This is a genomic window from Azospirillum oryzae (genome assembly GCF_008364795.1).
GTDB classification, from domain to species: domain Bacteria; phylum Pseudomonadota; class Alphaproteobacteria; order Azospirillales; family Azospirillaceae; genus Azospirillum; species Azospirillum oryzae.
In genome coordinates, this window is record NZ_VTTM01000001.1 from 718,782 (window position 1) to 738,552 (window position 19,771).

Here is a 19,771-nt window from a genome sequence, read left to right on the forward strand (position 1 = left end):
CTCACCGCGGCAGCCGGACGACGCGGAACCAGTATTCCTCGATGCTCTTCACCGCATCGAAGAAGGCGTCCATGTCCATCGGCTTGGTGATGAAGCTGTTGGCGCCCAGCAGATAGCTGGCGTTAACGTCGCGGTCGACGTCGGATGTGGTGAGGATCACCACCGGAATGGTCTTCAGCTCGTCGTCCGCCTTCATTTCCTGCAGCACTTCGCGGCCGTCCATCCGCGGCATGTTCAGGTCGAGCAGGATCAGGTCCGGGCGGGCGGCGGCGCCGAAGGAGCCCTGGCGGCGCAGATACTCCATCGCCTCCACCCCATCGCGGACATGGGAGACGTTGCACAGGATCCGCCCGTCGCGCAAAGCGCGCTTGGCGAGGCCGGCGTCGGCCGGATCGTCCTCGACCAGCAGGATCTCGAAGGGGGTGGTCAGGTCCTGCATCACGGGAATCCTCGGAAGGCGGGAGTGGGCAGATGGATGGAAAAAACGCTGCCGAGGCCGGGGCTGGAGACGACGGTGATGCGGCCGCCCAGCCGCTCCACCATCTTGCGGGCGATGGCCAGGCCCATGCCGGTGCCGGGATGCTCGTCCCGCGAATGCAGGCGCCGGAACACCTCGAAGATCTGGTCGCGGTAACGCGGGTCGATGCCGATGCCGTTGTCGCGCACGTCGATCACGTCATGGCCGTCGACCCTCCGGTGGGAGACATGCACCTCCGCCGCGCGGTCGGGATGGCGGTATTCGACGGCGTTGCCGATCAGCACGATGAAGATCTCGCGCAGGCGCCGTTCGTCGCCCTGCACATCCGGCAGGTCCGCCGCCGTCACGGTGGCCCCCGCTTCGGCGATGCGCCGCTTCAGCGCCGTCAGGGCGGCCTTCAGCGCGTCGCCCGCCGCCGCGACGCCGCCGCCCAGCGGCACCCGGTCCTCCGCCAGGAACAGCTGGACGTCGCGCAGCAGCATCTTCAGCCGTCCGGCACCCTCGACGATCTCGCGGATGAAGCCCTCGCTCTCGTCGTCCAGCCTGCCCTTCAGCTGCTTCTCCAGAAGCTGGGCATAGCTGGCGATGGCGCGCAGCGGCTCCTGCAGGTCATGGGCGGCGGCATAGGCGAACTGTTCCAGCTCGTTCTTGGTGCGGCCAAGCTCGGCGGTGCGCAGGTCGACCTGCCGTTCCAGCGAATACCGGCGGCTGACCGCCATGAAGGTGATCGCCTCCGTCAGCAGGGCCAGCAGCAGGAAGGCGGCCTGGAACCCACGGAAGGCCGGGTCGGCATGGGCGAGCCCCTCCCAGCTGCTGCGCGGAGCCAGCGCCAGATCCCACTGGCCTTCCGGCAGGTTGATCCCCTCGACCAGCGGGTCGTTCCTCAACGCCAGGGCATCGCCGGCCACCGGCTGCCCGGCATCGGTCACCAGGGCGAAGGTCAGATGCGGCGGCACCCGGTCGAACCGCACCTCCTTCAGAACCGCGTCGACATCGAACACCAGCCCGACCGCACCCCAGGGCTTGGCCGGCCCCCCCTTATCCAGCCCGTAGACGATCTGGCGGGCGATCAGCCCCCGCCCGCCCTGCAGCAGGCCGACCGGGCCGTGGATGGTCACATCGCGGCTGATGATCGCCCGCTGCACCGTCTCCGCGAAGCCCGGACGGGCGTCCTTCAGCAGGTCGTTGCCAAGGACCCTCTCGTTGCCTTCGACCGGATAGACGATGCGGACCACGAAATCCGGGGCGGCGGAAATGTTGCGCACCCCCACCACCGAGCGCCGCAGGCTCTCCGCATAGCGCGGGAACTGGTCGGCGAAGTTGCCGGCGCCCGATGCAACCTCGACGAAGGCGGTCAGGCCGCGGACCAGGGCGAGACGCTCGTTCAGTGCGCTGGACAGGGTGCTGGCCAGCGAAGAGGCGGTCAGCGCCGCGCTGGCGCGGTATTCGGCCACCAGGACGCGGACATAGACGTCGCCCATCCAGAGATAGCTCAGCACCAGCACCAGCGTCACCGCCGCCTGGACGGCGGCGAGCTTCCAGATGCGCCGTCCGTCGGACAGCAGCCGGCGCAGAAGGACCGGAAGCGGCGGGCGCATGGCGGACGATTGCTGCACCGTCATGGCGGGCTCGGCGCCTCCCCGCCCGTCTCTCCCTGTGCATCCAGGGCCGGCAGGACCATGCGGAACAGGCTGCCGCAGGGACGCCCGTCCTCATCGCGCAGGTCGTCCGCCTCATCGGCAGGAGGGTCGTCGACCCACAGCCGGCCGCCGTGATGCTCGACGATCTTCTTGCAGACCGCCAGACCGACGCCGGTGCCCTCATATTCGTCACGGCGGTGCAGGCGCTGGAAGATGCCGAAGACCCGCTCGCGGTCCTCGGCGGCGATGCCGATGCCGTTGTCGCGGATGTCGATCCGCCAGACCGCGGCGCCGTCCTGCCGGTCCGCCGCCATGGCGACGCGCACGATGGGCGGACGGCCCGGCGCGCGGTACTTCACCGCGTTGCCGATCAGGTTCTGGAACAACCGCATCAGCTCGTTGTCGTCGCCGGCCACCGCCGGCGCCACACCATCTCCGGCCGTCATCGGCGGCGCGCCGTCGCCGGCCATATCGACGGTCACCGTGGCGCCGGCATCCTGCACCGCCACCTCCAGGTTCAGCAGGGCGAGACGCAGCGGCTCCTCCAGCGGCACCGGCCGGAAAGGCTTGGCCTTGCGCCCGACCCGCGAATATTCCAGCAGGTCGACGATCAGCCGATCCATGCGCTGGGCGCCGTCGCGGGCGAAGTCGATGCACTCCCGCGCCTCCTCGTCCAGCGATTTGCCCAATCCCCGCTCCAGCAGGGTCAGGTAGCTGGTGATGACGCGTAGGGGCTGGCGCAGGTCGTGCGAGGCGACGTAGGCGAAGGCCTCCAACTCGGCGTTGGAGCGTTCAAGCTCCCGCGTCTTGCGGCGAAGGGCGTCGGCGGCAAGGCAGCGTTCGGTGATGTCGTGGACCAGCGACATCAGCATGGTGCGGCCATGCACGACGATGTTGCTGATATAGACCTCGACATCGCGGACCTCGCCGGAGGCCAGCCGGTGGCGGAACTGGAAATGCCGCTGCCCGGCGCTGCCCGCGTGATGCAGGTCCCGCTCCACCACGCTGCGCGGGGCGGCGTTGATGTCCTGGACATGCATGCTGCGCAGCCGGTCGAGCGGGTAGCCGTAGAACTCCGCCGCCGCCGGGTTGGCGTCGACGATCCGCCCGTCGGCCGGGTCGACCAGCAGCTTGACCGCGCAGCTGGCAACGAAGATCTGCTCGAACAGCTGCTGCCGTTCCAGCAGCGCCTGTTCGGCATGCTTGCGCTCGCTGATGTCCATCACGGCGCCGACGATGCCGGCCGGCTTGCCGCCGGTCCGGCAGTAGACCGCCTTGGAGAACAGCACGTCGCGCAGCGTCCCGTCGGCGCAGCGCAGCTGCGTCTCGTAGCTCTGCGGCTTCTGGTCGGCCAGCAGGGCCTTGTCCACCGCCTCGTCGGCCTCGGCGATGTGCGGCGGGGCGAGATCGAAGACGGTGCGGCCGAACAGCGCCTGCCGGTCGATGCCCATCCAGCGTTCGAAGGCACTGTTGGCGTCGACGTAATGGCCCATCACGTCCTGTACGAAGATCGGCACCGGCACCGTGTCCAGCAGCACGCGCTGGAAACCGGCGCGGTCGTTCAGCGCCTGTTCGGCGCGCCAGCGGACGGTGACGTCCTCCACCACCCAGACATAGCCGCGGTCGGAATCGCCCGCCTTCACCGATCGGCCGATCAGACGGCAGCGGATGTCGGCGCCGTCGGCGCGGCGCATCACCACCTCCTCGTCGAACTGGCCGCCGGCCTGCATATACGGATAGGCGCGCCGGCCCAACTCCTCGAACACCCGGTCGTCGCCGTAGATGACGCGGGCGCTGCAGCCGACCATGTCCTCCAACCGGTGCTGGAAGGTGGCGGCCACCGACTGGTTGACACGGCGGATCACCCGGTCGCGGTCGACCAGCAGGACGCCCACCGGCGCGTTGTCGAGAATGGCGTCCAGCTGCAGGCGGCTTTCGGCCAGTTCCTCCTCGATCCGTTTGCGGGCGGTGATGTCGACATGGGTGCCGATCATGCGGAACGGACGGCGCTCCTCGTCCCAGGTCACCACCCGGCCGCGGTCGAGAATCCAGAGCCACGCTCCCGATTTGGTGCGGACCCGGTGCTCGCATTCATAGACCGGTCGCTCGCCGGACAGATGCGCCGCCAGCACGGACTCGACCAGCGGCAGGTCCTCGGGATGCACGCGGGAGCGCCAGAATTCGACATGCGGCGGCACCTCGCCCGGCGTGAAGCCCAGCATCGTCTGCCATCGCGGGCTGTACCACACCGCGCCGCTGGCCATGTCCCAATCCCACAGCCCGTCGCCGGCGGCGTCGGTCGCCTGATACAGGCGCGGAACCGCCGATGCCTGCCGGCCGCGCCGCCAGCGCAGGCGGGTACGGAGCGTCCTTCCGGTCCCCGGCATGGCGTTCGACGACCCGGTATCGGAGGGGCCGGCGACCGGCTGGAGGCGGCTCGACCGGGGAGCGCCCTGCTCGGGACACTCCATCGGGGGGGACAAGGTTGTGGTGTTGACCATGGATGCGGCCGGCTCTCGATTCCGTGCAAGCGGCGGGATACGTGAGCGAGCACAGGATCCCGGCGACAAGCCTAATAACACCCCTTCACTCCCTAAGGACTCCCTTGCAAAATTGTCACAGAGGAGCACACCTCAACCTAGGGAATGGAGAAGACACGCAAAATTCCGTGCCGAACATTGTTGGTGGGGCGTCGGACACTGCCGGAACTGTTCAGGCGGCCACGTCGACCGGCGGACGATCCTTCGTGGCGATTTCGACGGCCCGGACAAAGTCGCGCGACATCGTCTCGCCATCAAAGGCGAGATGGATGCGGTTATGCTCCACCGCCTTGACCGCGACCGTCGCCTCGGCGCCGTAGCGGTCGAAGCGCAGCTTGCCGGTGGCGCCCGCCAGGGAACGGCCGTCGGTGGCCGTCACCGGGTCGATCATGGCGCCGCCGATCGACAGGTTGCGCACGGTCACCGCCAGACGGTCGCCGTCGATCAGCAGCGTCCCCGTCTCGTCCACCTGATAGCGCGGCTTGCGCCGGCGGTCGGCGTCGCCGGTGGAGGTGCGGACGATGCGGACCAGCACCTTGCGCAGACTCTCGATGGAGCGGGCGACGTCGCCGGAGCCGTGCTTGACCTGCGTCGCCTGCTCGCCGGTGCGGTCGGCCTCCTCAGACACCGCAGCGATGCGGAACGACACCTCCTGCGCCGCGGTGGAGGTCTCCACCACGTTGCGGCTGATCTCCTGGGTGGCGGCCGACTGCTCCTCCATCGCCGCGGCGATCGAGCCGGCGATGTGGTCGATTTCGGCGATGGTCTGGCCGATCTCCTCCACCGCCTGCACCGCCTGATCGGTCACCGACTGGATGGCGGTGATCTGGCGGGTGATCTCTTCGGTGGAGGCGGCGGTCTGGTTGGCGAGGTTCTTCACCTCCTGTGCAACGACGGCGAAGCCCTTGCCAGCCTCCCCCGCCCGCGCCGCCTCGATGGTGGCGTTCAGCGCCAGCAGATTGGTCTGGCCGGCGATGGACTGGATCAGGTTCACCACCTCGCCCACCTTCGCCACGGTCTCCGACAGGGAGCGGATGGTGGCCTGGGTGTGGTGGCCGCTTTCCACCGCACGGCGGGTAACCGCGCTGGAATGGGCGATCTGCGAGGAAATCTCGCGGATCGAGGCGGCAAGCTGCTCGCTGGCGGCGGCGACGGTCTGGGCGTTGGCCAGCGCCTGGCCCGCAGCCGACGCCACGGTCTGGGCGTTGATGCTGACCCGCTCGGCCGAACCGGACATGCCTTCGGCGTCATTGGCCATGGCGCCGGTGCGCTGGGCCACCTCCTCCACCGCGCGGCCGGCCTCGCGCTCCACGGTGGAGGCCATGGCCTCCAGCGCGCGGCGCCGCTCCTCGTCGGCATGGCGGGCGCGTTCGACGCGCTCCTGCACGGCGTAGCACAGCCGGGCCTTCAACCCGCGCAGCTGCCCGGCGATGGGATGGAACTCGACCGCCGCCGGCAGGTCGATGATGTGGGCCTGGTCGTTGCGGGCGATGGCGTCGAAATCGGCCGAGAAGTCGGCAAGCGGCCGCCGCACGGTGCGCAGCAGCATGAAGCCGCAGAGCACGGCCGCCACCAGCACCGCCAGCCCGGCGGCCACCGCGAAGACCAGATGCCAGCGGAAATCCGCCAGCGCCCCCTCATATTCGGTTCGGGCCACGGTCAGCTGCAGTTGCAGCAGGTCCTTGTTGGTCCGGAAGGCGGCCTCGAACAGCGGATCGATGCGGTCGCGGACCAGCACCTCCAGCCGCAGCGAATCGCCCTGGCGCGCCAGCTCGACCGCCGGCTTCAGCCCGTCGTTGAAGAAGGCGGCGCGCTGTTTGGCGAAACGCTCGGCCAGCTCCTTCTCCTCGGGCGTCAGGTAGGTGGTGAGATAGTCCGCCCACAGCCGGTCGATGGTGGCGGCATTGGCGAAGATGCGCTGCTCGCGGCCGGCCATCACCTTGGGATCGGTGCCGTCGCGGGCGTCGATGATGAGGTGCTGCAGCGTCTGCACATTGTCGCGCATATGGTCCAGGATCTCGCCGATCTGCACGGCGGGAACCGTCCGGTCCTCATACACCGTCTTCAGCGAGGCGTTGCTGTCGGACATGCCGCGCAGCGTGACGCCGCCAACCACCAGCATCGACAGGACCATGAAGGCGAAGATCAGGGTCAGCCGCCCGGTTATGCTGGTCATCCAGCGCCGCAGCCTCGCGGCGCCGCCCCGCGCCACCGCCTGTCCGTCGCGCACCATCACATGGCCCGCCCGTCCTTCGCGGATGTCGGCATAGAGCCGTTCCGTCGCCGCCACCTGCTCGCGCGACGGCTTGGTGCGGATGGAGATGAAGCCGGTCACCGTCCCGTCCTCCACCACCGGCGTGACGTTGGCGCGGACCCAGTAGAAGTCGCCGGTCTTGGTCCGGTTCTTCACCAGCCCTTCCCACGGCCGCCCGTCCTTGATCGTCGCCCACAGGTCGGCGAAAGCCTCCTTCGGCATGTGGGGATGGCGGATCAGGTTGTGCGGAGCCCCGATCAATTCGTCTTCGGCATAGCCGCTGATGTCGACGAAGGCCTTGTTGACGAAGGTTATGCGGCCGCCCGTGTCGGTTCGCGACACCAGCAGCACGCCGTCTTCCATCTCGATTTCGCGGTCGGTGATCGGTTCATTGAGACGCATGGACGGAACCTCGTCGGGCAGGGGGCAGGTTCGGCAGCGCAATGGGAGAGCCACCGGGATGCGGACCAGGGGAACACAACGCCACCGGAAGGAAGGCATGGTTCGGCACAGCTAACGGAATGGAGTTTCGTCTACTCTGGGTAGGCACCGCCCCGCACTGATGCAGATCAAGTCAGCAAGAGGTGTGCCATGCACGCGCGGCCGGCCGAAAAGTGGACTTCCGGGATAACCCCTATGGACGGCAACGCCCGAGGGGACGGCGGGCTGCCGCCGTCCGGCGGCGTCATATGCATTCAGCGTCGCAGTTTGCGAGAAAAAGCGCGGGTTAGCCACCGGATTGCCAGATTGCAAAGGATCGGATGGCGGCCAGAGAATAGAACCGGCTTCGTCAGCGAAACTTCATAAAAGAAAAGCCCCTCTCTCGACTTGAGGGAGGGGCTTTCAACACTGCGACAATTCGCCGCAGCATTTGCGGGTATGTAATATAGACGCGGCGCGATCAGGACTTCGCCATCAGCTGTTCCAGCCAATGGATGTCGTAATTGCCGTCGATGAAGGCCTGCTGGGCGATGATGCGGTCGTGCAGCGGCAGCGTGGTCTGGATGCCGCCGATCACATATTCCTCGATCGAGCGGCGCAGGCGCATCAGGCACTCGTTGCGGGTGGTGCCGTGGACGACCAGCTTGGCGATCAGGCTGTCGTAATGCGACGGCACGCGGTAGCCGTCATACAGCGCCGAATCGACGCGCACGCCCAGGCCGCCCGGCGCGTGATAGCCGTCGATCTTGCCCGGCGACGGCATGAAGGTCTCCGGGTTCTCGGCGTTCACCCGGCATTCGATGGCATGGCCTTCGAAGCGGATGTCCGACTGGCCGTAGCCCAGCGGCGCGCCAGCGGCGACGCGGATCTGCTCGCGCACCAGATCGATGCCGGTGATCATCTCGGTGATGGTGTGTTCGACCTGCAGGCGGGTGTTCATTTCGATGAAATAGAACTGCCCGTCCTCGTAGAGGAACTCCATCGTGCCGACGCCGCGATAGCCGATGGCCGCCGCCGTCTTCGCCGCCAGATCGCCGATGAAGGCGCGCTGTTCGGCGTTCAGCGCCGGGCTCGGCGCTTCTTCGATCACCTTCTGGTGCCGGCGCTGGACCGAGCAGTCGCGCTCGCCGAAATGCACGCAGGTGCCGTGGGTGTCGCCCAGGAGCTGGATCTCGATGTGCCGCGGGTGGCCGAGATACTTCTCCAGATAGACCTCGTCGTTGCCGAAGGCGGCGCGCGCCTCGCCACGGGCCAGCTGATAGGCTTCCTTCAGCTGGTCGGGGTTGCGGGCGACCTTCATGCCCTTGCCGCCGCCGCCCGCCGCCGCCTTGATCAGCACCGGATAGCCGGTCTCGTGGGCGACCTTCTCCGCATCTTCCAGCGACGTCACCGGACCGTCGGAGCCGGGCACCACCGGCAGCCCCTGTTCCATCACCGTCTTCTTGGCGGTGACCTTGTCGCCCATGATCCGGATATGCTCCGGCGTCGGGCCGATGAAGGTGAAGCCGTGCTCCTCCACCATCTCCGCGAACTGGGCGTTTTCCGACAGGAAGCCGATGCCGGGATGGATGGCGTCGACATTGGTGATCGACGCCGCCGACAGGATGGCCGGAATGTTGAGGTAGCTGTCGCGCGCGGACGCCGGGCCGATGCACACGCTTTCGTCGGCGAGGCGGACGTGCATGGCGTCGGCGTCGGCGGTGGAATGCACCGCCACGGTCTGGATCCCCATCTCGCGGCAGGCGCGGTGGATGCGCAGAGCGATCTCACCACGGTTCGCGATCAGGACCTTTTCGAACATCGCCAAGGGAATGCCCCGCTTACTCGATGATGAGGAGAACTTCGCCGAACTCGACCGGCTGGGCGTCGGACACCAACACCTCGGCGACGGTGCCGCCGCGCGGGGCCTTGATCGGGTTCATGACCTTCATCGCCTCGATGATCATGATGGTCTGGCCGGCCTTGACCACGTCGCCCGGACGGACGAAGGGCGTGCCGCCCGGCTCGGCCGCCAGATAGGCGGTGCCGACCATTGGCGAGGTCACCGCCCCCGGATGGTTCACCGGCTTGCCCGCCGGAGCCGCCGCGGCGGCGACCGGGGCGGCCGCCAGGACCGGGGCTGCCTGGACGGCGACCGTCTGGGCGGCGGTCGGGCGGGTGACGCGGATGCGCTTTTCGCCCTCGGCGAACTCGATCTCGCTCAAGCCCGTCTCACGCAGGAGGTCCGCCAGCTTGCGGACCAGATCGCCGTCGATGTCGAAGCTCGCCATGATGTCAGTCGTTCCCGTTTCCTTAATCGCGGTCGATGATGTTCGCGATGGCGTCAAGCGCCAGAAGATACCCGTGCGGCCCGAACCCGCAGATCATCCCCCTCGCCACCGGCGAGATGTAGGAATGATGGCGGACCGGCTCGCGCTTGAAGATGTTCGACAGATGGACCTCGATCACCGGCAGCTCCGACAGGATCAGGCTGTCCATGATCGCGACCGAGGTGTGGGTGTAGGCGCCGGCGTTGATGACGATGCCGTCATTCTCCGTGCGCGCCTGCTGGATCCACGAGACCAGTTCGCCTTCGTGGTTGGACTGCCGGAAATCCACGGTCAGACCCAGCTGATCGGCACGCTCGTGGCAGGAGGCCTCCAGGTCGTCCAGGGTCATCGACCCGTAGATTTGCGGCTCCCGCACGCCCAGCATGTTGAGGTTCGGCCCGTTGAGGACCAGAATCGACGCGTCGATGGCCACGGCCCGCGCCCCTTTTCCATGATCGAAACCGCGCGTTTATAGCACGAAGCACCGTCCTGTCCATGGCGACGGGGGCCTATGGCGCGGAAAAGCGCGGCATCAGGCCGGAAAATCACCCCGCCACCCCAAAGACCGTGCGAAACCGAGGGAAATCAGGGATGAGGCCGAACCGTGTGGGCGGCCAGCAGCTGGCGGTAGACCCCCTGCTGTTTCAGCGTCTTCAGCCCGTCGTTGAAGGCGGCGACCATCGCTTCCGCCCCCGGCGTGGCGCGCCCCACCACCAGATGCAGGGTCACCGAGGCGAAGGGCTGCTCCGATATCCGGATTTCTTCGGTCAGACCGGCACGGGCGATGACCGCGGCGGCGCTGTATTCGTCGATCACCAGGGCATCGGCCCGGCCGGCCGCCACCATGCGCATGCAGGCGCCGAGGTCCGACGGCGTGTGACGGGTCAGCCGCCCCAGCTGCACCAGCTCTTCCAACTCGGCCGGCAGGGCGTAGCCGACCGGCTGGCAGACCGTCCGCCCGCGGAAGTCCGTCACGCCGTCGGAGCCGCCGCCGCCGGCGCCGCCGCGGCCATGGAACTCCATCGCCGACCGCCTCGACAGATAGACGAACTGCCGCACCTCGACCACCGGGTCGGAGAACAGCACCTCACGCTCCCGTTCGGGCGTGCGGACATAGGGGAAAGTGGCAAGGAAACGGCCCAAGACCACGCCGTCATAGCCGCGCTTCCACGGCATGAAGCGCACATCGTACCGGCGTCCGCCGACCGCGAAGGCCTGGCGGACCAGTTCCGTCACCAGACCGCCGCCCGGCAAATCCTCGCCGGTATAGGGGGCGTAATCATTGCCGGTCACCAGATCAAGCCCGGTGTAGGGCGCCGGCGCCGGGGCCATGTCGGAGCCCGTGCGGGAATGCGCCTCCAGCGCCGATGGCCGAACCGGCGCCGCGCACAGCAGCAGCCCGGCGATGACGGCGCCCAGCGCCGTCCGCCCCCGCCCGCCCGCAATGCCGCCTGCCGATTCCCGCAAGTCCACTGGCCGCCCACCGGTTAGGTCCCGCACCGCCGTCCGGCGGTGGAGCGCAGATCTAACGACCCATCCGTTGCGCTGTAAAGGGCGGCCGAGGTCCTATGCGGCCCGCGGTCATTCCGCCGCGGCGGCCGGGCCCGGCGCGGCTTCCCGGGCGCGGCGACCGGCGGGATCGGTATAGAGGTCGTTGACACGCTGGACATGCACCGCCGTCGCCTCGCGGATGGCGAAGATCGCCCTGCGCGCCCGCCCGCCCCAGCCGGCCGGCTGCTTGGCGAAGATCGAACGGAAGAAGCGCGTGTTCTTCAGGAAGGCCGCCCTCAGGTCCAGGTCGACGTCGCCGAAGCGGTCGCTCAAGGACAAGGCGATGCGGCGGGCGAAGAACTGGCGGATCTTGAAATGCCCGGCCAGGAACAGCCCGCCCAGCAGCACGGCGGTGCCGATCAGGTGCAGCGGCAGCCCGCCGTCGGCATTCTCGAACATCCAGCCGACGAAAGCGCCGAAGCCGCCGCCGACCGTCTGCACCACCGTCCCCAGCAACGCCAGCAGCAGCGCCCCCCAGACCGCGTCGCCGGTCAGCACGCGGCGGCGCCACGTCGCCATCGCCTCGCGCAGCTTGGGCAGCACCTCGCCCTCCAGCTCCTTGGTCAGGCTGTCGATCGAGCCGATGATGCGATAGGCGCGGGCGACCTCCACCTCGTTGATGCGGGTGTGGATCTCGGCAAGGTCGTGGTCGCGGCGCGCCTCGTAGCGGGCGCGGCGGCCGTCATCCTGGATGTCAACGGCGGAGCGCTGGTCGTAGATGGCGTAGAAGCGGCCCGACACCAGCCCGGCCTGGGCGATGGCACGCTGCCAGGCGCCGAACACCGCCTCCAGATTGTCCTCCTTGGCCGTGGTGTCGACCTGATTGAGGATGTAGCAGACCTTGCGGGCGTCGGCGCGGTTGACCGTCTTGGCGACCAGATGGCGCAGCGTGTCCTGCATGGCGCCCGGTTCCGGATGGCGGGCGTCGAAGAAGACCAGCACGAGGTCCGACAGCTCGACGATATGGTCCACCAGCCGCAGGACCGAGCGGCGCTGGTCGTCGGCGTCGAAGCCCGGGGAATCGATGAAGATCTTGCCCTTGGTCCGCGGGCCGGCCAGCGTCTTCAGCTGTAGGTAGTTGTCGATCCGCTTGCCCTCGCCGGCCGCGACCTTCTCGATCTCGTCGGCGATGCGGTAGAAGGGAAAGCGCGGGTCGGCGTTCAGCGCGGTGCCGGGCAGCGCCTCCTTGCGGGTTTCCGGCCCGTGGCAGATGACGGTGAACTTGTCGTCGACCGCCTGGTTGCCGGTGTTCTGCAGCACCTCGCCCAGATAGCCGTTGAGGAAGGTCGACTTGCCGGCCGAAAAGGTGCCGAGCACTGCGACCATCGGCCACCAGGGGATGCGGGTGGTGAGCGATTCATAGCGGTCGATCAGCCCAAGCCCGGCCAGGATGCGGTCGAAGGCGCGGAAGGTCGGAAGGACCGGCAGCAGGTTGGGGTTTTCCGCGCGCAGATGGGCATCCAAGGCCGCAAGGCGCTGCTGAAGGGCTTGCCGGGGGGTCATGGGCGGGCGAATTCCACTGTTGCACGGGCCGGGAAGACGGGCCGGGAAGAGGACGGCGGCCCGAATTAGGACGGGCTTTCTCTAGCACGGGCGGGACCGGCACCGGACATGAAATCTCCCTCATCATCCATGCGGAGACTCCGGCCGGGCCGTTCGGCGGATCGTTTGGCGGGGGACCGTTTGGCGGGGGAACGGCGGGGGGCGGGAACAAGGGGGGCGATCTTTGCGTTCCCTCGCGATGGACGACACCGACGGCGACCGCGACAGTCCTTCCGCCTCCGTGCCCGCCGGGCCGGAGCCCGAGCATCGGCTGACCGCCGAAGAACTGGCATTCCTGCTGCGCGACCCGATGCTGCAGGCGCGCGAGGCGGAGCGCGCCGCCCGCTCCAACCGCAGCCGCACCGAACGCCGCGCCGCCGACCCAGCCTATGCCGAGCGGCTGCGCGCCGGCGACCGCGAGCGCCAGCGGCGGCGGCGCCTGCGCGACTCCATCGGCCGTCCCGAACCGCCGGAGCAGCCGGCCGCCGCCCTGCCCGACCTGACACTGGCGCAGGCGGCGGAGCGGCTGGTCGACCACCTGAACCGCAACGCCTCCGCCCAGACGGCGCAGCTGCGCGCGCGGCCCGACCGCATCCGCCTTTATGCCGAGGCCTTCGTCGCCTACCGCACCCTGTCGGCCGACGGTGTCCGCCCGACACGCGGCGCGCTGGCCGCCCTGCTGAAGTCGCGTTTCGGCCGCAGCGTCACCCCGTCCCAGGTTCAGAAGCTGCGCGACCATGTGGAGGGGTTTGCGGCCGCCGGCGGTCCCTGGGAAGCAGCGCCAACGTTCCGGGCCAGTGCCCGGAAGGGGAGTGGCGGCAAGGCCGATACGGACGGTCACGCACCACGGCCCCCGCGGCCCTGAATCCGCCGTATCAGGCGCCGATCGGCGCCGTCCGAATATAGTTAATTATATATTAATGATGGTCCGACCAACGTTGCCGGGCCGCGACAGCCGATCGCCGATGCGTGACGCGGTGTATCGGCCTGTCGAACAGAAAGTTGTTCTGCAAGCACCCGAATATTTACCACAACCAGAAGGTTTCTTATCACCATTTGCGGCAGTGCAAACCCTATCCGGTCACGATCGTCGAATTCCTGTAAACAAAAAGCTGTCGACCCAACCATTGGGCGAGCCGGAAGATTCCGGGATTTCCGCAAAAGGGTTGAATGCAGGGATCGGACAAGCCCTTCTGGCATTTGATCCTCATCGCCTGCGGAATAATACAAAGCTGTAACAGCACAACTCTCGCGAATGCTGCGGCACCATCGATGCCTATCGGAATATGGCGGTCGCGCACCAATATTCAAAAGTTTTCTCTTGAACATACCCAAGGAATGTGTGAACAATCTTTTCATTCTCGCAAAGAGAGGCTGCGGAAGACTGGGCATCGGAGACCAATGGACATGAGTGAACCGACGGCGCGCAAAAGAGGACGACGCGGATCGCCGGAATCCTGGTCTGTAGACGCCCATGTCGGGCAGCGCGTGCGGATGCGCCGGACCCTTCTGGGAATGAGCCAGGAAAAACTCGGCGAGGCGATCGGCCTGACCTTTCAGCAGGTTCAGAAATACGAACGCGGCTCCAACCGCATATCGGCCGGAACCCTGTACCGCCTCGGACAGGTTCTGGATGTTCCGGTGAGCTTCTTCTTCGACACCTACAGCGATGCCGACGGCCTGCGCCGCTCGCGCGGCGGCTTTCAGGAGTCGGACGACAACGACACCCAGATCAGCCGGCGCGAGGCGCGGCTTCTGCGCCTATGGCGCGCCGCCCCCTCCCATGTGTCGGACGAGATGCTGTCGCTGCTCTCCGCCCTGTCACCGGAAATCAAGGAGCCGCCGGAAGGCCCCGACGAGGGCGAGGACGGTGATCCCGACTCATCGACGTCCCTGGACCCGATGCAGTCATCCGATGGCGGCAGCAGCCTGGCGGGCAGCGAAATCGTCGCCGTGGCCCCGGAGAGGGAAAACGCCCGCAAGGCCGGCCGCACGGTCCGCAGCGATGCGCTGCGGATCAAGCCGGTGAATTCCGCCGACGGCTCCAGCGAGAGCAAGGCACGCCGCCGTCATGGCGCTGTTTGGGATCCGACCGACATCCTGCGTGCGACCAAACCATCGCCGCGAAGCTGAAGGCGACAGGACGACCGACAGGACTCCAGCATGTCATCCGCACATCAAAAAGGCTCCGCATCGATCGATGCGGAGCCTTTTTGCATGAAATGACGCACCCAGTGTGACGGCTGTGACGGCTGGCAGGCAACCCGTCGGTTGCTGTCCCGTCGGCCGCCAACCCGTCGAACGGATGCCTACCAGCTGCGAACCGGGCCGACGTCGAGATGGACGAAGCCGCTGCGCGGGTAGTAACCGACGCCGCCCGACTGCATCGCCTTCGCCATCTCCGAGATGGCGCGCAATTGGGTGTCGGGCAGGCGGATGTCGATGGCCATCCCGCGGGTGTGATAGCTTTCCTTCGCCACACCGCGCGACCGGCGCCGCGCCATCGCATTGGTGCGGCGGGAGCGGTAACCGCAGATCACTTCGAACGGATCGTCCGACCCGACGCTCTGGTGAACACGGGCGAGCAGGTCGAACAGGCGCGGATCGTAGCGGCAGACCTGCTTGGCCCGATGGTCGCGCAGCAGCACGTCCAGCTTGCGCAGCACATCCGGCTTGTAATGGCCGTCGGCCCAATAGACGCCGTCGAACCGCTCTTGCGTGTTGATGTTGTGCAGGCTGATCCGCCGGACGCTGCCGGCAAGGGGAGCGGCCTCCGCGCTGCCCGACCCCAACAAGACCGGTGCCGTCGCCACACCCGTCGCCACGCTGGTGGCAACCCCCGTCATCAGTCCCGAAGCGGCCGGAAGGGCCGACGTCACCGCCGCGGCGGCAAAACCCAGGAACCCGCGCCGACCGATGGCCGGAGCGGCACGCTCGTCATCCCCCAAATGCATCCCCGAACCTCGTCGTTTTACGTTTTTGGCCGTTCTACGCTGTGGCCGTTCGGCGTTTGGCGGGTCGCGTGGCGCCCGCGGCTGGTATAACCTTATGACCAACGCTGGTCCGAAGCGTCCCGTCTGGTGTGAATCGTCTCCGGACGGATATCCGTATAAGGAAGGTCATCGGTCGAGGCAACCAAAAAATTTTGCACTGTGACCTTCTTGCATAGGCAGGTCATAGGACGGCGGCAGGAAGATCACACCGGGAGAATGATCGACGGAATTTCGCGCCGCACGCCTCGCCTTCCATTATTGCGTTGCATAAATTGTTCGAAAGGGCGGCGGCGCGTTCATTCGTACGCACAGCCTGCCCACTGTGACAGAGGGTATCCGACATGACCGTTTCCGCCGACCTCCGCAAGCCCCGCAAGCTGGCCATGCTGGCGCTCGCTGCCGCATCGGCGCTGGCGCTGCTTGGCGTCGGCCCCGCGGACGCCCTGCCCTACCGCGACACGCTGACGCAATGGGCCGACCGGCTGGACGCCGCCGCCGTGGAGCTGGACCGCAACCCGGTGCAGCCCTCCACCCGGATCGGCGAAGGCGGCCTGATGAAGCTCGGCAGCAGCGGCGAGCGCGTCGGCCGGCTGTCGCAGCGCCTGGTCGAACTCGGCCTGCTGTCGGCGGACAAGGTGTCGGAGGTCTTCACCGCCGACATCGACCGTGCGGTCAAGGCCTTCCAACTCGCCCAGCGGATGAAGCAGGACGGGCTGGTGGGCGCCGGCACCCGCGCCGCCCTGGACCGCACGCCGGCCGAGGCCGCGGCGCTGATGCGGCAGAGTGCCGTCGCCATGCGCAGCTTCCGCGACACCGCCCCCGACAATGTCCTGGTGGTGAACCTGACCGACCAGACCACCACGCTGGTGCGCGGCGGGGAGGAGGAGCTGACGATGCGCGCCATCGTCGGCCGGCCATCGCGCGAGACGCCGCTGCTGACCGACCGCATCACCCACGTCATCGTCAACCCGACCTGGACCGTGCCGCCCACCGTCCTGAAGGAAGACAAGCTGCCGATGCTGCGGGCCAAGGGCGTGCCCGGCATCCAGAATGCCATCGTCTATCTCGATGGGCAGGAGGTGGCGCCGGAAACGGTCGACTGGCACGACGTCACGCCCGGCCGGGTCCGCATCGTGCAGCAGCCGGGCGACCACAACGCGCTCGGCCGGTTCCGCTTCAACCTGACCAACCCCTACGACATCTATCTGCACGGCACCAACGAGCCGCGGCTGTTCGCCCGCGAGCTGCGCTCCATCAGCTCCGGCTGTGTCCGGCTGGAAGACCCGCGCCGGCTGGCCGAGCTGCTGCTGCAGGGATCCAGCGTGACCCCGGAGCGGATCGACCGCATGCTGAGCAAGCCGCAGCCGCAGTGGGTCAAGCTGCCCACGCCGATGCCGGTACAGTTCGTCTATTGGATCGCCACGGTCGAGGCCGACGGCGCCGTCCGTCTGCATCCGGACATCTACGACCGCCTGGACGACGTGCCGGTCGGCGCAGCCGCCCCGGCGGTGGAACCGGCGCCCGGCTCGCTTCCGGCCGTCGCGCCCGCGACCGCCCCGGCGACCACCCCGGCAGTGACGCCGGCCGACACCGGCCGCGCCGCCATGCCCGAGGGCACGAGCGGCACGGCCGGCGGTATGGTGGAGAAGTCCCGCGTCTGAGGGGCTATCCCCGGCGACGCGTCTTCTTGCTGCGGTTGGGCGGCACGGCGGTGGAGGCCGCTTCCTCCGGCGTCGGCCAAACCTCCCGGTCGCCGCGCATAGGGATGCCCATCTCTTCACCCTGGTCGGCAAGGCCGGGCTGTTCGCCCTGATTGGCGATGCTCAGCACCGGCTCCACCGGCTCGGTCCGCATCGCGGTCGCTTCCGGACCGCCGGCCGGGTTGGGCTTCAGCGTGTCGCGGTAATTGTCCTGGATCGCGATCTCCTCGCTGGCCAGTTCCCAATGGGCGGCGTCGCGGCCTTCCGGCCGGCCTTCGCCTTCCCAAATCTCATGCGCGCGCCGACGGATGCGGCTTTCCAAATCCTCGGCCATACGGGTCGTCTCCATTCACGGGTGGGCCTTCCAAGGGGGAAAGCGGAGCGGCCGGCGGCGCCCGTTCCGGCGCCCGGCCGCTCCGCCAGTCCCCTTATGAACCCCTTCGCTCCCCCACCGGTTCCGACACGCCTCTTCACAGGCCTTTGCCCCCGCCCCGGGCATGCCCAGTCGCGGCACCGTTTCCGAACGGCAACGCCCCTGTGAAAAGCGGCGGAGCCGCCACATTTTCGCCGCTTGTCGTTTGAATTAACCCCATCGGGATGATATTGCACCGCCATCAACCGGCGGTCCGCAGATAGTGGCTGGGCCAAGCGACGGGACCGATATGTTGCGCATTTCCTGGCCGAACGCCGCATCCCACAGTTCCAGCCATCGGATGGCCGACAGCCTCCGGGGCCGTGGCCTCGCGCTGGTCCTGCCGGCGTGCGGCCAGGGCTCCCGCGGACTGCTCAAGGCCGCCCTGCTGGCCTGCGCGATCGCCTTGCCCGCCCTGTCCTCCCACGCTGCCGAATCGCCCGCCAAACGCCAGCACGCAGCGAAGGTCGAGCAGAAGGCGCCGGCCCCGGCCGCTGCCCCAGTCGCAGCCGCTGCCCCGGCCGCTGCCGATGGCCCGGTCCTGCAACTGGGCATCTTTTCCCGCGACGGCGACGCCTGGTGGAGCTGGAAGAACCTGCAGCGGCGCGAGCACGACCTGACGGCCGGGATGACCGCCTCGGTCATGCTGCTGGACGGCAAGAGCGAGGCTGGCGGCGTGGCGCTCTACGCCCAGGTCGCCAAGGGCACCGACGCGCGGGCTCTGTGCCGCCGGATCGTCGGTGCCGGTTTCGGCTGCCTTGTCGTCGACCGCCCGGCCCCGGCCGCGACACCGGCGCCCGTCACGCTGGCGCCCGTCACGCTGGCGAAGACCACCCCCGAAAAGGCTGCTCCCGAAAAGAGCGCGACGGCGCCCGTTCCCGACGTTGCCCCCGTGCAGGCGGCAACACCGGCGGAGCCGGCCTTCGTTCCGTCGCCCGCGACCAAGCCGCCGGCCGTGACCGTGGCGGTCGCCCCACCATTGCCCGACGGCAAGCCGCCGCAGCCGGCCGTAGAGCGCGAGCCGGTGACGGCGACGACCACTTCGGTCCTGGCGCCGATCGGCTCCGCCGTCGCCGCTCCGCTGCCGCCGCCGTCCGTCGCCGCAGCCTTGCCGCCGGCCGACGGTCTGGTCATCTACAACGAGGAAGATGCCCGCACCATGGCGGACATCGAGCAGCACAGCCGCCGCAAGGGCCGGCTGCGCTCGGTGATGCCGGATTCGCGCTACGACGTGATGCCGGCGACGCTGAAGCGGGAGAACTGGAACCTCTGCGCCCTGACCTTCGACGACGGGCCGCACCGCACGGTCACCCGTCAGGTTCTGGACATCCTGAACCGCGAGGGCGTGCGCGCCACCTATTTCCCGGTCGGCCGCATCGCCGAACGGCAGGGGGATCTGATCCGCGACTTCGTCGCCGGCGGGCACGAGATCGGCAACCACAGCCTGACCCATTCCGACCTGCGCAAGATGGACGCCGCCGGCGCCCGCTACGAGATCGCCGAGACCAACCGCATCCTGCGCGAATTCGGCGCCAATCCGGTGCTGTTCCGCCCGCCCTACGGCCGCTATTCGGACGATCTGCTGACCATCGCGCGGGAGGAGCATATGGGCTCCGTCCTGTGGTCGGTGGACACGCGCGACTGGCAGGTGCGCAATGCCGACAAGATCGTCAGCCAGATCAAGCTGGGCGGCCTGCCGGGCAACGTCTTCCTGATGCACTCCACCTATGCCAGCACGGCGCAGGCGCTGCCCCGCGTGATCGCGGAGCTGCGGGCCAAGGGCTGCGAGTTCGTCACCCTGTCCGAATGGCTGGAACGGGCGCGCGTCCTTGCACTGCCGAAGATCGTCAACGCCGGCATCCCCTCGCCGGTGGCCGGAACGCCCACGGATCGCCAGTAAGGGGGCTGCGC

The 19,771-nt window shown here is 68.1% G+C and carries 15 protein-coding genes and 1 pseudogene; 5 read left to right on the forward strand and 11 right to left on the reverse strand.

The window, feature by feature from the left end; translation table 11 throughout:
* Position 1: 1 nt before the first annotated feature.
* The 9 genes from FZ938_RS03430 to FZ938_RS03470 all read right to left on the reverse strand — a co-directional run bounded on the left by FZ938_RS03430 (position 2) and on the right by FZ938_RS03470 (position 12,716).
* Positions 2 to 439 carry a response regulator gene (locus FZ938_RS03430; protein WP_149197249.1) on the reverse strand — a complete coding sequence of 146 codons (438 nt, stop codon included), beginning with the start codon at positions 437 to 439 and terminating at the stop codon, positions 2 to 4.
* A complete protein-coding gene (locus FZ938_RS03435; RefSeq protein WP_149197250.1) occupies positions 439 to 2,100 on the reverse strand; it encodes a sensor histidine kinase in 1,662 nt (553 codons plus the stop codon). The genes FZ938_RS03430 and FZ938_RS03435 overlap by 1 nt, the downstream gene beginning before the upstream one ends.
* Positions 2,097 to 4,619, reverse strand: a complete 2,523-nt coding sequence (locus FZ938_RS03440; protein ID WP_149197251.1) for a PAS domain-containing sensor histidine kinase — start codon at positions 4,617 to 4,619, stop codon at positions 2,097 to 2,099. Before FZ938_RS03440 ends, FZ938_RS03435 begins: the two co-directional genes overlap by 4 nt.
* A 211-nt stretch (positions 4,620 to 4,830) precedes the next feature.
* The gene (locus FZ938_RS31305) at positions 4,831 to 7,314 is read right to left on the reverse strand and encodes a methyl-accepting chemotaxis protein (protein ID WP_149197252.1); all 2,484 of its coding nucleotides are present in this window, start codon (positions 7,312 to 7,314) and stop codon (positions 4,831 to 4,833) included.
* A 499-nt stretch (positions 7,315 to 7,813) separates the two neighbouring features.
* Positions 7,814 to 9,154, reverse strand: a complete 1,341-nt coding sequence (gene accC, locus FZ938_RS03450) for an acetyl-CoA carboxylase biotin carboxylase subunit (protein WP_149197676.1) — start codon at positions 9,152 to 9,154, stop codon at positions 7,814 to 7,816.
* Between the two features lie 19 nt (positions 9,155 to 9,173).
* The gene (locus tag FZ938_RS03455) at positions 9,174 to 9,623 is read right to left on the reverse strand and encodes an acetyl-CoA carboxylase biotin carboxyl carrier protein (RefSeq protein WP_109151492.1); all 450 of its coding nucleotides are present in this window, start codon (positions 9,621 to 9,623) and stop codon (positions 9,174 to 9,176) included.
* A 22-nt stretch (positions 9,624 to 9,645) separates the two neighbouring features.
* Positions 9,646 to 10,095 carry a type II 3-dehydroquinate dehydratase gene (gene aroQ, locus FZ938_RS03460; protein ID WP_149197253.1) on the reverse strand — a complete coding sequence of 150 codons (450 nt, stop codon included), beginning with the start codon at positions 10,093 to 10,095 and terminating at the stop codon, positions 9,646 to 9,648.
* Between the two features lie 152 nt (positions 10,096 to 10,247).
* Positions 10,248 to 11,135 carry a substrate-binding periplasmic protein gene (locus tag FZ938_RS03465; protein ID WP_246457485.1) on the reverse strand — a complete coding sequence of 296 codons (888 nt, stop codon included), beginning with the start codon at positions 11,133 to 11,135 and terminating at the stop codon, positions 10,248 to 10,250.
* Positions 11,136 to 11,243: 108 nt separating this feature from the next.
* On the reverse strand, positions 11,244 to 12,716 hold the full coding sequence (locus FZ938_RS03470) for a dynamin family protein (protein WP_149197255.1): 1,473 nt from the start codon (positions 12,714 to 12,716) through the stop codon (positions 11,244 to 11,246).
* A gap of 223 nt (positions 12,717 to 12,939) precedes the next feature.
* Here FZ938_RS03470 and FZ938_RS03475 point away from each other — a divergent pair, with 223 nt between their 5' ends.
* The 3 genes and pseudogenes from FZ938_RS03475 to FZ938_RS03485 all read left to right on the forward strand — a co-directional run.
* Entirely contained in the window at positions 12,940 to 13,620 is a 681-nt protein-coding gene (locus FZ938_RS03475; RefSeq protein WP_246457487.1) for a hypothetical protein, read from the forward strand.
* A 100-nt stretch (positions 13,621 to 13,720) separates the two neighbouring features.
* Positions 13,721 to 13,993: a hypothetical protein gene (locus tag FZ938_RS03480; protein WP_149197256.1), complete on the forward strand. Its 273-nt coding sequence runs from the start codon at positions 13,721 to 13,723 to the stop codon at positions 13,991 to 13,993.
* Between the two features lie 169 nt (positions 13,994 to 14,162).
* Positions 14,163 to 14,418, forward strand: a pseudogene (locus FZ938_RS03485) (helix-turn-helix domain-containing protein); the annotation flags it as partial.
* A 646-nt stretch (positions 14,419 to 15,064) separates the two neighbouring features.
* On the opposite strand, the gene mepK reads toward FZ938_RS03485, so the two are convergent.
* Positions 15,065 to 15,709, reverse strand: a complete 645-nt coding sequence (gene mepK / locus FZ938_RS03490) for a peptidoglycan L,D-endopeptidase MepK (RefSeq protein ID WP_149197257.1) — start codon at positions 15,707 to 15,709, stop codon at positions 15,065 to 15,067.
* Positions 15,710 to 16,089: 380 nt separating this feature from the next.
* Between mepK and FZ938_RS03495 the strand changes: the two genes are divergently transcribed.
* Positions 16,090 to 17,409, forward strand: coding sequence for a L,D-transpeptidase family protein (locus FZ938_RS03495; RefSeq protein ID WP_149197258.1), 1,320 nt, complete (start codon positions 16,090 to 16,092; stop codon positions 17,407 to 17,409).
* Between the two features lie 4 nt (positions 17,410 to 17,413).
* Here FZ938_RS03495 and FZ938_RS03500 read toward each other — a convergent pair whose 3' ends face one another.
* Positions 17,414 to 17,797, reverse strand: a complete 384-nt coding sequence (locus FZ938_RS03500) for a DUF2934 domain-containing protein (RefSeq protein WP_246457488.1) — start codon at positions 17,795 to 17,797, stop codon at positions 17,414 to 17,416.
* A 364-nt stretch (positions 17,798 to 18,161) separates the two neighbouring features.
* Here FZ938_RS03500 and FZ938_RS03505 point away from each other — a divergent pair, with 364 nt between their 5' ends.
* Positions 18,162 to 19,760 (forward strand): polysaccharide deacetylase family protein, encoded by a 1,599-nt coding sequence (locus tag FZ938_RS03505; RefSeq protein WP_246457490.1) that lies wholly within the window; start codon positions 18,162 to 18,164, stop codon positions 19,758 to 19,760.
* Positions 19,761 to 19,771 lie beyond the last annotated feature (11 nt).